Genomic DNA, 13,942 nt, shown 5'->3' on the forward strand with positions numbered 1-13,942 from the left:
GACAAAAAAGTACTATAGTGAAGATGATTTTTCACTGGAAGAAGGCTTTAATGGCTTCATCGTTCTGCGAAATGAAGGCTGCGTTGAAATAAATATAGATGTTATGAAACTGAATAACATAAAAACACAATTTGATCAGATTGTAGATGTCCAACAGATTGCCAGCGGCAAAAGGGATAATATTCCAAACATGTTGATGTTGGCACAGGAAGAAAATATACAGCCAGCAGCCTTGGATAAAAAACGAACCTTGCTATTGGCGATCGATGTCCAAAATGATTTTATGGAATCCATCGGTAGTCTTGCCGTCAACGGTTCAAAGGCCGATGTACAACGTCTGACGCAGTGGATGTACCGTAATATTGAGGCCTTAACGCAAGTCATGTGTAGTCTCGATTGCCACTCGATAAGGCAGATTTTCCATGCCGATTGGTGGCTTGACAGTGCGGGAAATCATCCGGAGCCATTCACCATTATTCGCCATGCCGATGTCTGCGATGGTATCTGGCGTGCTGCGAATGACCATACGGCCTTAGCGCTGGATTATCTCCAGCATTTGGAAGCTGAGGGAAAAAAACAATTGTGTATCTGGCCATACCATTGTCTGGAAGGGACTTCGGGGGCGCAGCTGGAGAGTCAATTTACCAATATGCTTTATTTTCACAGTGCAGCACGTCAGGTCAAACCGATATTGGTTTATAAGGGGCAAGATCCAAATACGGAAATGTACGGTATTATCAAAGCGGAATTTGACGATAATAAATTCGTAAATCATGCTGTGCTCGATGCAATTCGCGATTACGATGCGATATACATCGCCGGTGAAGCTTCCAGTCATTGTGTTTTAGCATCAACCGTGCAGATTTTGGAATATTTTGAACAAGATCGAGCGATTACGTCACGAATCACCTTATTGATCGACTGTATGTCGCCCATCGCTGGATTTGAAGCGCAGACTTTACAGCAGTTTGAGGCTTTAAAGGAGAAGTATGGAATCCAGATCAAATTGTCAACCGAAGTAACTTTGTAGCAGATGACAGCCTCCGAAAAAAAATACACATATGATTACCCAAGACCTGCTGTTACGGTTGACTGTGTAATCTTCGGCTTTGATAAAAACCAGCTTAAGGTATTATTGACCAAACGGGCAATAGAGCCTTTCTTGGGAAAATGGGCATTTCCTGGCGGTTTTATTCAGGAAGATGAGAACGCCGACGACTGTGCGCTTCGTAAACTGCAGGAGGAGGCCGGTCTCAAAGATATTTTCCTCGAACAGCTTTATACATTTTCAAACTTAGCTCGTGATCCGCGCGGAAGAGTCATTAGTATTGCCTATTATGCACTTGTCAGGCCCGATGCTTATACGTTGGAAGCAGGGGTTGATATCGATGCGGTGCAATGGTTTGGTATTGACGAAAAGTTGGATCTCGCTTTTGACCATAAACAGATCTTGAACACCGCCATACAACGGCTCAGGGGTAAAATTCGTTATCAACCAATCGGTTTTGAGCTCTTGCCCAAACAGTTTACGTTGCCCGATTTACACAATTTGTATGAAACCGTTCTGCAGCGGTCAATTGACCGTGGGAATTTTCGAAAAAAAATTCTCAGCATGGGTTTATTGATTGACCACAGCGATAAGCAAAAAGACCGGCGTGCCAGGGCTGCAAAGATCTATAGTTTTGACAGGGTAAAATATAAAGAACTTACTGAATCGGGCTTTTATTTTGAAGTATAGGTCTAACGAACGGAGCAGGCAACCATGAAATTGGCTTCTGTCTGCTTTCATTGCTGTCTGGTCTTTTTAAGATCTTACGTTAATGTCCGGTGCAGCGCTGTCTTAATGCACTAATTCAAGCTGAGTCGCGTTTGGGCTAACCCTGAAAATCACCACAATCATGGACTTCGAACTGATCGACTAAAGCTTTCTGCGTGTAGTATTTTGCGACACGTTTATTTTTTAACAAAAGAGAATCCCCCTTAATTTTTAATTCGAAAATGGGCTCTTTCTCTATTTTCTTGAAGTAAAACTCATTATTTTTAGTCTTAATCGTGAGGCCGCTGTCACGAAAATTATAGGTGAAATCTTTGATTTGATAGATTTCATTGGAATCACAGACATTGACCAAAAGCAGTTGTTTTTTATTCATTTTGATTTCTGCAAGATCGCATGCATAACATATTCCTGAGAATTCGATGCCATACTTCTTAAAACTATCGTTGCTTTCCGGTCGAAGAATAGCAATAGGATACAGCTGTTTAAAGAGCGAAAGGTTATCATCGGATATGGATGTTAGCTCTTTTTGTTTCTTTATGGAGTCTATGCTGGCGGTGCTGCTGAATGCGGCAGCTGATTTTTTGGCTCCATTCTTTTGCTGGCAGCTGAAAAACAATACCATGCAGGACAGAAACATAGTCTTTAAGATTACCTTCATCGTTATTTTTCGCAATTATTGTTGTTACTCATAAACATATAGATTGAGAAACGGTTTTTGTTATTCAATCTCAACCCATTTTCTTTCGAAGTAGACGGTGCCTACCGGTGTATCGGTGGCGTCTATGATTTTCGCTGCTACAAAGTCGCCCTTTAGGCCAGCATATTTTAGTTTAAAACCTTTACTTTCTAAGTCGGAGGTATCATAGTATGCACCCAATTTGAGTTGAAATGGATTGTGTTCCACATCATTTGTAAAGATGGAAAACAAAAGCAACTTCGTAGCCTGTTTATCTGCCTCTTCGTATCCAAAGAAGCGATGATCGATACGTATATTGGCATGTAAGCGGATCATACTGTCTCGAGCACTTAAGTTTACATAAGCTTTGGTGATTTCGTCAGATTCCAGTACGCTTTGTGCATTTGCTTGGTCGTTGCTATCCAGTTTGGAAGTTTTTAACGAGATACTTTTTTTTGGGGCAGTATCCTCGGCAGCTTTTTCCATGGCTTTGCTTGAACTTACAGGTGCTTCAGCTTGTTTTGGTTTTTCCTGACAAGCGATTTGTAACGCGAGGAGTGCTAATGCACTGCTATAATAACTGTATTTGAAATGATTCATTGTTCTTTCTGTTACAAAATCCAATCCAAAGTTGCCGAAAATAGGGGGAGAAAAAAATCCCTGTTTTCCGCTAATCGAAAAAATCGATAAATACGGTATTTTTACGGCATTCGCATGATTCTTGTCGTATGGAACGGATCAATGTGATACAACAAAAAACAGAAGAAATAAAGTATGGCACATCGTATTTATATTTATAATGTAAATCTCAGGACCAAAGAAACATATCCCACTTACCTGGCTGAATGGAATTATGAAATTCCCATCCTCATGCGGCCATTATTTTCCGCCAATATCCGTTCCAAAGGTTCTCAGCTTTATGCCAACAAGGAAGATGGGATCGCAAGACTTCGCTATTTTTATGCGTTATTGGCTGATAGGTATCAATTGCATTATAAAAAAAGCTATTATGAGCCTGTCAACAACATGTTTGAATTTTTGGAAGCGCTACCTTTTGATACCTTGCAGATCGATGGACGCGATGTTTTTACCATGAATGCGGAAAAAGATGTGGAGCAAGCCAAAGATTGGGTGGAAGAAATTAAAATGCAAGCCTTATTGTTTGAACAAGCTGTCGAAGAACAGTCCTTAGATCCGCTGGACCCGCTTGTGAAAGCGTCTGGTTATACTTCTTTTTTAGATGCCCTTCAAACCGATTGGATTGATTATGGATTGGGTTTATGGGAAGAAGACGTTCTGAAAGAGCCAGACCCTGAAGTTTTTGAGGCAGTAGGAAAGCAGGGATTAAAGAATGCCAAGGGGGATATTTTGGTTGAGGCGATTTACGATGAAATATTCGAATTCAATGCACAGGGGATCGCTGTTGTTGAACGCGATGGCCTTTTTGGTTATATTGATACGAGTGGCACTATACTAATTCCATGTCAATATGTGGAGGCCTTTGATGCCCGACATATCAATGGGAACAATTACGCTGAAGTGGAAGTGGCAGGGAAACGTGGGGTACTGCATATTGATACCAAACAGCTGAGCATACCTGCATTATATGATGAACTCGACTGGATCGCCTATGGCTTTTTAAATGCAAGACAGGGGGATAGCCACATGCTCCTTTCGGCTGAAGGACGATTGATTATTTCAGATCCCGCAGCCGAGTCGTTTATGTTTGACTATAACAAGTTGTTCTATAGCCGGCAAAAAGGAACGATAAAAAGGAAGTATTACCTAATGGATGGTCAGTTTTTAGGGACCTTTTTGGAAGGTAGCCTGGAGCCGCTAGCCAATCGCTATTTTTGGATTAAACCCAATAAGCTACAGTCAAAAATTGCCGTCATTCAACCCGATGGTAATATTTTGGATGAGGGAATTGACCGGATTATAGTGTTGGACGACTATCGAAGTATTGCGTATCTCAAAAATAAAAGATGGCAGATCTATTCGCTTGAACAGGGCTTATTCCGATTGGCTGATTTAACGATTGATCAGGTTCTAGTCGATCATATACAGCAGTACCGTAAAGATATCTTTGTCGTTGGTTGTGCCCAAGGACAGGGGATTTATGATGCTCATCGAGGGGAATGGTTACTTGAACCTGCTATTGCCTATCAAAAAATCGAACATTGCTTTTTGGATTTTATGCGCATACACTGTGCACAGGGTATGTACTGCTTCGATACGAAGCTTAACGTCCGTAGTGCGCTGTATGATTATATTTGTTCGCCTTTTCATTACCCAAGACCAGAAGCGGCCGAAGGTGAACTGTTGCTTTTATTCAAAGGGGATAAGTTGTTTAATTTGGATTTAAATCGAAATGTTGTCGAGATTCCCGAAACAGCATATGGCTATTTGTATTCCGAGCGATACCAGCTCCGGGGGCGCGATCAAAGCTATTTTGTACAGTTCTATCAGGCGTGGATCAGGCGTAAGGGCGATGGCTACGAACAGTATTTTGACAATGAAACGCTGTTGGAAAATGGTAAGAAGCTGGAAGCGGAGGGAAAGATTTCAGATGCCATTCGACTGTTCAGCATCGGAGCAGATCGGGGTAGTGCGGACTGTCAATATCTGCTTGGAAACATCTTTACGGATGATGACTACGAGGGGAAGGACATCGAAAAAGGAAAGTCTTTTTATGAAAAGGCCATGGCTCAGGATCATGCGCAGGCATGGAACAATTGGGGATTTTTATATGCCACAGGCCATGGTGTAGCTTTTGATGTATCCAAAGCCTTAAAGGCCTATCAAAAGTCTGCTGCGCTGGGTGAAGCGCAGGCCATGAGCAACCTGGGTAACTGGTATTACGAGGGTGAATATGTGGAACAAGATTATGCCTTGGCCCTAGATTATTTTAAACAAGCAGAGAAAGCGGGGATTTATAATGATGCTCAAATCGCAGAAATCTACTATCAAGGGCAAGATTATGCGAACTTATTGCGTTATTTGAAAAAGGATACAACCAATCAATTTTCTGCTATTTATTATGGGATTCTTTATGAGGAAGGCTTTGGTGTAAAGCAAAACTTACAAAAAGCGATCCGCTACTATGAAAAAGCCAATGAAAATAGCGTGTACGCCTATGCCGTTAATCGTTTGCTACAACTCTATGGAGCGCATGGAGCGGCTTCAGACGCGGATAAATACGGATTTTGGTTCAATTTTGCTAAAGAAAATGCTGTTGAAATTGATCAATACTAAGGAAATTGCATAGAAAATGGCTCATCGCATATATATTTACAATACAGATAAGAAGGATCAAGATTACTTCCCTCATTATTTAGGAGAATGGAACTATGTGATTCCACCCCTTTTTTTACCCCTATTTGCTGCTAATCCGAAAGCAAAAGGTACCTTAGTTTACTCCGAAAAGGAACCGGGAGTCAGAAAGCTTCGTGCGTTGTATGATTTGCTCATTCATGAATATGGGTTAAATTCCGATTTGCTGGCCATGGCAGCTATCGGGAAACTGTTCGATTTTTTGGACGGTTTACCCTTCGATTATTTCCAGCTGAACGCAAGTGATGTATTTAACATGAGCGATGTTAAACATAGCCAACAGGCCAAAGATTTTGCAATTGAAATCCTTGAGAAGAATTTGCTCTATGAAAAAGCAATCGAAAAACAATCCTTAGCTGAGCTTGAGTTTATTTTGGTGTCTGCTGGTTATACTTCTTTTTTAGCGATGCTCGAACTGGAATGGAGCAACTATGGCTTAGGCTGGTGGAATAGAGACGCGATTGATCGTCTGGATAATCAATTTTTTGAAGATCAGGGGCTTTGGGGGATACGCAATGCAAAAGGGGAGGTGAAGGTCGAAGCTAGCTATCAGGAAATTGGTAATTTTGAGTGTGAAGGGATCGCAGTCATACAGAAAAATGAGCTGTTCGGTTATTTGAATAGGGGTGGAGAAGAAACTATTTCCTGTGTTTATTCATCGGCGGCGCCAGCCCAATATGGAACCGGATCAACGGTTGGTAAGGTGAGCTTAGCTAAAAAATATGGATTAGTCAACGTCGGGAACGGAGAAATAATCATACCACTTGAATATGATGAACTCGAAGATTTTGCTTACGGTTATTATCAGGGGAAGAAAGATCAGCAATATTATATCATCGATGCTCAAGGCCAGCTGTTCAATGCTGCCGGTGCGGACAAACCGTTTGAAATTGATTATGATGGATTTATCTATCAAGAGATTGGGGGAAATAAACTGCGTCATTATTATTCCAATAGCGGTATTTTGCTTGGCGCTTTTGCCAGTAGTGCACTGAGCGAATTACTGTTTGATTTTTATGCAGTCAATTTGAATAATAAAAAGAAAAAATCAGTTTTGTCTCCCGATGGAACTATCTTGGTCAAAGATGTTGCTGTACTCAATGCTGGAAATGGCCGAAGCGCAGTATTTTTTGCTGATTCCGGCGGCATCCGTTTGTATGACCTGGAAGCCCGCGCCTTTGTACTGCAAGATTTGGCAATTCGGTCCATTCAAGGGGGGACTGATTTTGGTAATGGCGCCTGGGATTGCTATATTATCGAAACAGCAATCGGGAGAGGAATTTATCAGGCTGCAGAAAAGGTGTGGCTGGTCCCGCTCTCAACGCACTATGTGAAAATTGTATATGCTGCTGTGATGGATTATTTTATTCTGAAAGACCATGCGGGAAGATATTACTATTTTGACGCAGTGGAAAGGATACTCAGTTCCGCCTACGATTATGTTTGTGCAAGCGTTAATCACTATCAGGATCTGATGTTATTGCAAGGTGACCTGTTGTATAAAAAGGGCTACGATGGTGTGGAAGTAATTCAGGAAGATCAATATGGTCAGTTTCTGAAGAAGCTGGATCAATTGTCTGGGGAAGATTTTGAAATATGTAATCGTTTTTTTGAAGGGTGGAAGGCTGCGAAGGGCGATAATTTTGAATCCAGTTATGATGGTTATACGCTATATCATATGGCCTTGGACTGTTGCCGACAAGGCGATGTCGAAATGGCGATACGCTATTTTACCTTTTCTGCTGACCAGAATAATGAAAGCAGCATGCATGAATTGGGGAATATCTATACGGATACTGATAGCGAAGACAATCCTTTTTTAGATTTGGACAAAGGAATTCAATATTATGAACAAGCGGCCCAAAAAGATTATTCCGCTGCATGGAATGCAATTGGCTACCTCTTTCAGTATGGCATCGGCTATAAAAAGGACCTGGAAAAGTCATTTAATGCCTACATGAAAGGAGCAGAGTTGGGTAATGGCTATGCTTTGTCCAATTTAGGCTACTTTTATTCAAGTGGAACCTATGTCGAAGAAGATCTGGAAAAAGCCCTCAGCTATTATCAGAAAGCTGAATTAAAATTAGTTGAGAACAATAGCAATATAGCTTCTATCTATTACAGTTTGGAGGATTACGATCGTCTATTGGTTTATTTGAAAAGGGATAAAGAAAATAGTTATTCCAATATTTATTATGGATTACTCTATGATCAGGGACTTAAATTTAAAAAGGACAGTAAAAAGGCGATCCACTATTTTGAACGAGCCAACGACTATGGTGTTTACGAAAGTGCCACTGCTCGCTTATTGGATTATTACAAGAATGATCCTACATTTAGAAATCAGGAAAAATATGTCCATTGGCTTGATTTTGCAAAAAACAATGAACTGGATATCGAACTGGATTTATTGCAATGGGATAATCAGTCTGAAGACTCAGGTGCTAGCTCGTCCTTTTTTGGCAAACTGTTTAAAAAGAAAAAGTAAATTATGTTATCATCAGCAAATATAGATTTTAGTGGCATTCTGATCGACTTGATCCTGATTGTTTTTTTTGGATTTGGAACACTTTATACGTTGTCTGCAGGCATTGTTCATCGTTTAAAGAAGCAAACACGGACGGTAGGATATTATTTCCTATCCTTTGTGGTATCGGGTGTTATTGGACTGGTTGCCGCCGGATTGCTGGCCTTTATATGGGCGATGTCATTATCGTAAGGTGACGGCAATAAAATAAATTTATCGCAATGATCTATTGACTGTAAGTGAAATGATCATTGCGATATGTGATGCCCATCAATGGTTTTTAGCGTTGACTATGTGCATCAGGTGGTGATTGCAATGCCAGGCATAGAGGCCAATATTGATCTTTAAAGAAATCAACCTTTTGGTCGCAGGATGAATAAAACCTCTTTCAAGCTGTTCGCCAGTCAGGCTTTTCAACAAAATAACCCAGCGTTCATGTAGACCTTCGAGCAATTTGATCGAGCTTTCTATTGGAATATTTTTTGCGTCGGGAAGCTCGGCCCACAATTTCTCCTCATATAATTTGATGGTTGGGTCTTCTTCTGTGAGGGCTAATTTAAAACGGACAAAGCTGTTCATGTGGCTGTCGGCGCAGTGATGAACGACCTGACGAATCGTCCAGCCTTCGGGACGGTAGCGTTTTTCCAGTACGTCGTCTGTTAGATCGCCGACTTCGGATTTTAACCGGGCCGGAAAGTCGGCAATTGTTTTGATCCAGTCATTCAACAGGGATTTGTCGATGACATCGGGTATCGCAAAGCGACCTATAGGGTATCTGAGTTTTTCTAATTCATGTTGCATAACCTAAAATTAGTTAAAATAGACACAAGGTTCCTAATCTTTAGGTGTATGTTTTCGAAGAATATTTTCTTCGATTTGCTCTTGGGTCTGCTGTAATTTGGATGCGATAAAGAATTATGGTAATTTCGGCACAATGAATAGCTGGATGCCGTTCGAATTCGAACGGTAGACTAGCTGGTCGCTGCATAAAACACATAGGAAATGAAAAGTCTAAAAGAACTGATTGATACAAGTAATTCAGGATGGAAGTTGGTAGAAAGTTGGATGAAAGAAGCGACGAATGCTTATGAAGTGCTTCCTCGAAACCCTAAGCGGGCTGATGAGGAACTTTTAAGGGCCCAAATTACCACAAAATCGCCTATGGGAGCCATTATTCATCAAACTGGTGGTATTTTAATCGATGGGGGCTGGTTACGTATTTTAGGCTCTGGCTCGTCGCAGTTGGACCGAGGGATTATGGAGTGGAATAAAGGGAAAAGTTTTGACAAGGAAGGCGAAAAAGGTGGTTTTTTGCTGATTGCAGACGATGTTCTAGGTGGTTATTTCGCTATTAATGCCGGTGCGCTGGGAGATGCTATTGGACAGGTCTATTATTTCGCACAAGATACCTTACAATGGGAAAGTTTGGAATGTGGTTATTCAGATTTTGTTTTTTGGGCATTGAAAGGGGATATTAGACAGTTTTACGAAACATTTAAATGGAAAGACTGGAGCGAAGAGGTCAAACTCCTGAGCGGCAATCAAGTTTTTTCATTTTACCCTTTCCTGTGGACTGAAGAAGCACGCGATTTTCGTAAAGTGGATCGTAAGCCAATGGCCATCGATGAGAACTACCATTTTACGATGGAATTTGCTGGTGGACGCTAGTTGTTATTTCAATACGACAAACCTCCTGCATAAGGCTTTAATACGATAATAGGACAATGTATTGTTGTCCTATTATCGTATGATACAGAAGATAATTCCGCTGAATGATATTAAACTGATTTATTTTGAAGGCTAAAGCTAACTTCGTTCAGTCTGACTATTTGTATTTGTATCCCCTCGGAAAGGCCAAGTTTGGTCGCCGCATCTTTTCCTAATTTAAGCACATGAAACCCTCTGCCGCGATAGGTAAAATTACATTCATATTCTCCAGCGTTGATCATAATCCTTAATTTTTGGGATTTGGTTGGGAATAGGGGTTTAAATTCTTTCGTGATCCGTATTTGCGATTTTTTTACGTCATCTGTAGTGATCTTGTTACCTTCAGAAGGAAACAACATGTTCGTGGGCGGAGTGTCAGCTGTAGGGGGGGGCGTTTCTGTTTTTTGTTCCTGAATTTCCTGAACTTTTGGAGCCTCGTTTTGTATCGGCTCAGAGTTTGTTTTATCCTGACGTTTCTTATCTTGCCGCCCTTTCTTTCTGGTGTTTTGATTTGCAGTTTTTTCCGTAGTTTCTGTAGAGGGTACGGAAGGAGTAGGAGTAGCAGGAGTTTTGTGCTCGGTGTCCACTGCTGTAGCTGGGCTGGCCATTGCTAAAGGCCGTTTAATAATATTACGGATGTAATAGTGTTTTATGCGCGATTTGTCGGTGTTTCGTTCCTCAATTTCAAAATCTTCTTTGTAAGCTTTGAAAAGATGAGACATCTTGTCGTATCCATAGTTGCGCGCATCAAAATCAGGCTTTCTTTTGTTGAAAAGACTTCCGATCTCACCCAGGAATGCCCAGCCATTTTCATCTGCAGTATCATCCACCGTGTCCTTTAAAAGTTCCAAAGTCTCCTCGTCCAATACGGCAATACTTGTTGGATTGTCAACGGGAGCAGGTTTGGGCTGATTTTGTTGCTTTTTCTTTGCGACCGTTTCTTTCTTTTGATTTTTCTCAAAAATTTCGACGTAGATGAACTTGTCGCAGGAGGCAATAAAGGGTTTGGGGGTCTTTTTCTCGCCGATACCGATGACCAGTTTACCGGATTCTCGAAGACGTGTAGCCAGTCGGGTGAAATCGCTGTCGCTGGATACAATACAAAACCCATCAACTCGGTCTGAATGCAGAATATCCATGGCATCAATAATTAATGCCGAGTCAGTAGAATTTTTGCCTTGTGTATAACTGTATTGTTGTATGGGGGTAATTGCATGGGTAAGGAGTTTATCCTTCCATTTTTCAACATATGGGTTGGTCCAGTCTCCGTAGATGCGTTTGATGGTCGGAATTCCATATCTTTTGACTTCATTCAAAATCTCTTCGATCTTTCGATAAGATACATTGTCCGCATCGATTAGTATTGCGATTTGCAAATCCCCATGTTCTGCCATATATGTTTAGATTATTTTTTCAATATAATATTTGAACTCTTTTCTATTCGCGTGACCTTTCTCATCCGAATATATTCGTTAAAAATACAGTATTGTTAAAGAATATCTTGAATTTTTTGAGAATTAATTTGAACGCTATTTTTTGAGAACATGCGATCAGCTGCTTTTGTTTGGGTCTAAAAGGGAAATTATTACGTTTGCGGAGTAGCGAAATGATTTGAGGGACGGTGAAAATAAATAAAAAAAGGTTTTCAAACGGGGAGAATGAAAACCTTAAATAACCAATTATAAACCTAAATTATGATGATACAAAGATAGTGTAAATATTACACCTGTGCAAATATTCGTTACTATTTTTTTTAAACGTCCTAAATTTTGTAGCTGTTCAGCTACAAACCGCCAGTAACTACGCCAAAACTAGTCCATCATGAAGTGCGAAGGTCTATATTTCATCACCGCATAAAAGCTATTGGTAAATGCTTGGACGCTTTTATAACCGACTTTATACGCAATTTGAGAGATGGTGAATTGTTTTGTGCTCAGAAGCTCCAAACTCTTGATAATGCGAAGGAGCTGCTGATATTTTGCAAGCGTCATTCCGGTTTCTTTTTTAAAAAGGCGTTCAATAGTTCGGAGCGAAAGATTGGACAGCATGGCAATCTCGTCTAACGTGATGGCTTCTGTGTAATGGTCATGTAGGTGATTTAAGACCGTTTGAAGCCTGCTTTCATGCGGAAGGGTAATTTCTAAGCGGAGTAATTGTGAGCAGAAATAGGGGAGTTCATGGAGTAAAGCACCGAGGAAAACTCTTTCCTGTTCATTTTCTTCTCTCAATTTTGACCATTTTTCGGTATATAAAATCATTTCCCGTAATACTTTAGGCGCCGAAAATAGCTGTACCTGATTGAAAAACAAATGCTCTTGTGAGCTATCAAATTGTGGGGGATCAAAAAAAAGGACCATAAGCTTAATGCGTTCCGAGTGGGAGTTGGTCTTATGTAATGCACCTGAAGGAATCCAAGCAACGTGATTTTGGGGGAGTAGGTACATTTTTCCTGCAACGGTAAGGTATTGAAAACCCTGCTCAACATAAATCAATTGACCTTTCCGATGACTGTGTAACTCGTCGTCGTGTATCCAGTTTTCTTCAAACCAGACATAGGTTGATTTCTGGATGCCTTCAATTATCAACGTATGATTTGTCTGATCCATGTCGTTTTAAATTAAATTAATGGCAAATTTAATTAAAATTCCATACATACCTTTGCAAGCATTCATTACGTGTATAGCTTGGTTTACATATATAGTGTGGTTTTATGATGAAAGAAAATATAAAAATATCCGCAGCTGTGTCTTGGACCTGGTTACCCATATTGGTTGTTGTTTTAGTCTCAACCAATCTGCGGTCGCCAATCACAGCCGTTGGCCCTGTACTGGGGAAAATCAGTGAAGATTTGCAATTAAATAGTTTTCAAAGCAGTCTATTGACGGCAATACCTCTTTTTATGTTTGCGAGCTGTTCTGTAGCAGTGAGCCGATATTCACATAAACTGGGCATGCACCGTTTTTTATTACTCGGTTTAATGGCGTTGAGTGTAGGAATTGTGCTTCGGGTTTGGGGCAATATGCCAACGCTGTTTGTGGGGTCTTTTTTAATCGGACTTGGGATCTGTGTGGGCAATGTCGTTACGCCCGGTTATATAAAAACAAATTTTCCAAAGCAGATTGGACTGATGACAGGCATTTTTGCCGTAGCAATGAATCTGACCGCAGCTTTTGCTTCGGGGTTTAGTTTACGATTGGGCGAATGGACTGGTCTCGGGTGGCAGGGTTCCTTGGGGGTTTGGGTGATTTTAGCCTTGTTATCCCTTATCGTTGTTTCCTTTGATGCTTTAAGCCGAAAGAAATCACAGGGTATCACTGAAAATAGACCGGCGACAAGTGGAATCGGACATATCTTTAGGTCAAGATTAGCTTGGTATATCAGCTTATTTATGGGTATTCAGTCCTTAATTTACTACAGTTTGATTTCTTGGTTACCTAAAGTATTGGTCGATTATGGTATGCCAGCGGAGGATACGGGCTGGTTGCTTTTTTTGATCCAAATTGCCATGATTCCCATAATGTTTATTGGGCCTATTTTGGCACATCGGATGAAGGATCAGCGTCTAATGGCAGCGGCTGTTGCGATAGGCATGTTTGGAAGTATCTTTATATTTTGGCATTACAAACTTCAGGGAATTTATGTTGCCGCCATATTGTTGGGACTCTCCAATGGACTTTCTTTCAGTTTGTCTATTCTTTTCTTTACCCTGCGGGCGAGGTCAACGGCGAATGCGATTAAAATATCGGGCATGGCCCAGTCTGTTGGTTATCTGATTGCAGCTTTTGGCCCGCCGGTATTCGGTAAGCTGCACGAAATAGATGCTACCTGGAATTACTCCTTCTATTTTTTAGCGGGCAGTATCGTACTTTTATTGTTTGCAGGATGGAAGGCCGGGGAAGATAAGTATGTAGCGGAAGATTAA

At 40.8% G+C, this 13,942-nt stretch carries 12 protein-coding genes; 7 read left to right on the forward strand and 5 right to left on the reverse strand.

Annotated elements, in window-relative coordinates; genetic code table 11:
* Nucleotides 1-103: 103 nt before the first annotated feature.
* Both B3600_RS21845 and B3600_RS21850 read left to right on the forward strand, forming a co-directional pair.
* Nucleotides 104-1,030, forward strand: a complete 927-nt coding sequence (locus B3600_RS21845) for a hypothetical protein (RefSeq protein WP_286754387.1) — start codon at nt 104-106, stop codon at nt 1,028-1,030.
* Nucleotides 1,031-1,033: 3 nt separating this feature from the next.
* Nucleotides 1,034-1,738, forward strand: a complete 705-nt coding sequence (locus tag B3600_RS21850) for an NUDIX hydrolase (protein WP_201639418.1) — start codon at nt 1,034-1,036, stop codon at nt 1,736-1,738.
* Between the two features lie 136 nt (nt 1,739-1,874).
* Here the strand turns inward: B3600_RS21850 and B3600_RS21855 are convergent, their stop codons facing one another.
* Both B3600_RS21855 and B3600_RS21860 read right to left on the reverse strand, forming a co-directional pair.
* Entirely contained in the window at nt 1,875-2,435 is a 561-nt protein-coding gene (locus tag B3600_RS21855) for a hypothetical protein (protein ID WP_201639417.1), read from the reverse strand.
* Between the two features lie 60 nt (nt 2,436-2,495).
* Nucleotides 2,496-3,053 (reverse strand): hypothetical protein, encoded by a 558-nt coding sequence (locus tag B3600_RS21860; protein WP_286754388.1) that lies wholly within the window; start codon nt 3,051-3,053, stop codon nt 2,496-2,498.
* 174 nt (nt 3,054-3,227) lie between these two features.
* Between B3600_RS21860 and B3600_RS21865 the strand changes: the two genes are divergently transcribed.
* Genes B3600_RS21865 through B3600_RS21875 form a run of 3 tightly spaced genes read left to right on the forward strand, consistent with a single transcriptional unit; the run spans nt 3,228 to nt 8,505 of the window.
* Entirely contained in the window at nt 3,228-5,708 is a 2,481-nt protein-coding gene (locus B3600_RS21865; RefSeq protein WP_286754389.1) for an SEL1-like repeat protein, read from the forward strand.
* A gap of 16 nt (nt 5,709-5,724) precedes the next feature.
* Nucleotides 5,725-8,274, forward strand: a complete 2,550-nt coding sequence (locus tag B3600_RS21870; protein WP_286754390.1) for an SEL1-like repeat protein — start codon at nt 5,725-5,727, stop codon at nt 8,272-8,274.
* A gap of 3 nt (nt 8,275-8,277) precedes the next feature.
* Entirely contained in the window at nt 8,278-8,505 is a 228-nt protein-coding gene (locus B3600_RS21875; RefSeq protein WP_286754391.1) for a hypothetical protein, read from the forward strand.
* Between the two features lie 78 nt (nt 8,506-8,583).
* Here B3600_RS21875 and B3600_RS21880 read toward each other — a convergent pair whose 3' ends face one another.
* Nucleotides 8,584-9,114 (reverse strand): YfiT family bacillithiol transferase, encoded by a 531-nt coding sequence (locus tag B3600_RS21880; RefSeq protein WP_112374430.1) that lies wholly within the window; start codon nt 9,112-9,114, stop codon nt 8,584-8,586.
* Between the two features lie 201 nt (nt 9,115-9,315).
* On the opposite strand from B3600_RS21880, the gene B3600_RS21885 reads away from it, so the two are divergent.
* Nucleotides 9,316-9,981: a DUF2625 domain-containing protein gene (locus B3600_RS21885; RefSeq protein ID WP_070569625.1), complete on the forward strand. Its 666-nt coding sequence runs from the start codon at nt 9,316-9,318 to the stop codon at nt 9,979-9,981.
* Between the two features lie 110 nt (nt 9,982-10,091).
* Here the strand turns inward: B3600_RS21885 and B3600_RS21890 are convergent, their stop codons facing one another.
* Both B3600_RS21890 and B3600_RS21895 read right to left on the reverse strand, forming a co-directional pair.
* Nucleotides 10,092-11,414 (reverse strand): NYN domain-containing protein, encoded by a 1,323-nt coding sequence (locus B3600_RS21890; RefSeq protein WP_070569629.1) that lies wholly within the window; start codon nt 11,412-11,414, stop codon nt 10,092-10,094.
* A 417-nt stretch (nt 11,415-11,831) separates the two neighbouring features.
* Nucleotides 11,832-12,626 carry an AraC family transcriptional regulator gene (locus B3600_RS21895; RefSeq protein ID WP_286754392.1) on the reverse strand — a complete coding sequence of 265 codons (795 nt, stop codon included), beginning with the start codon at nt 12,624-12,626 and terminating at the stop codon, nt 11,832-11,834.
* Nucleotides 12,627-12,730: 104 nt separating this feature from the next.
* Between B3600_RS21895 and B3600_RS21900 the strand changes: the two genes are divergently transcribed.
* Complete coding sequence (locus B3600_RS21900; protein ID WP_286754393.1) at nt 12,731-13,942, forward strand: CynX/NimT family MFS transporter; 1,212 nt, start codon at nt 12,731-12,733, stop codon at nt 13,940-13,942.

The organism is Sphingobacterium sp. UBA2480, assembly GCF_002341965.1.
GTDB lineage: Bacteria > Bacteroidota > Bacteroidia > Sphingobacteriales > Sphingobacteriaceae > Sphingobacterium > Sphingobacterium multivorum.

What these genes read in the sequence shown, in the direction of transcription:
- B3600_RS21845 (WP_286754387.1), top strand. Translation starts at nt 104, where the DNA reads ATGAAACTGAATAACATAAAAACACAATTTGATCAGATTGTAGATGTC.
- B3600_RS21850 (WP_201639418.1), top strand. Translation starts at nt 1,034, where the DNA reads ATGACAGCCTCCGAAAAAAAATACACATATGATTACCCAAGACCTGCT.
- B3600_RS21855 (WP_201639417.1), bottom strand. Translation starts at nt 2,435, where the DNA reads ATGAAGGTAATCTTAAAGACTATGTTTCTGTCCTGCATGGTATTGTTT.
- B3600_RS21860 (WP_286754388.1), bottom strand. Translation starts at nt 3,053, where the DNA reads ATGAATCATTTCAAATACAGTTATTATAGCAGTGCATTAGCACTCCTC.
- B3600_RS21865 (WP_286754389.1), top strand. Translation starts at nt 3,228, where the DNA reads ATGGCACATCGTATTTATATTTATAATGTAAATCTCAGGACCAAAGAA.
- B3600_RS21870 (WP_286754390.1), top strand. Translation starts at nt 5,725, where the DNA reads ATGGCTCATCGCATATATATTTACAATACAGATAAGAAGGATCAAGAT.
- B3600_RS21875 (WP_286754391.1), top strand. Translation starts at nt 8,278, where the DNA reads ATGTTATCATCAGCAAATATAGATTTTAGTGGCATTCTGATCGACTTG.
- B3600_RS21880 (WP_112374430.1), bottom strand. Translation starts at nt 9,114, where the DNA reads ATGCAACATGAATTAGAAAAACTCAGATACCCTATAGGTCGCTTTGCG.
- B3600_RS21885 (WP_070569625.1), top strand. Translation starts at nt 9,316, where the DNA reads ATGAAAAGTCTAAAAGAACTGATTGATACAAGTAATTCAGGATGGAAG.
- B3600_RS21890 (WP_070569629.1), bottom strand. Translation starts at nt 11,414, where the DNA reads ATGGCAGAACATGGGGATTTGCAAATCGCAATACTAATCGATGCGGAC.
- B3600_RS21895 (WP_286754392.1), bottom strand. Translation starts at nt 12,626, where the DNA reads ATGGATCAGACAAATCATACGTTGATAATTGAAGGCATCCAGAAATCA.
- B3600_RS21900 (WP_286754393.1), top strand. Translation starts at nt 12,731, where the DNA reads ATGATGAAAGAAAATATAAAAATATCCGCAGCTGTGTCTTGGACCTGG.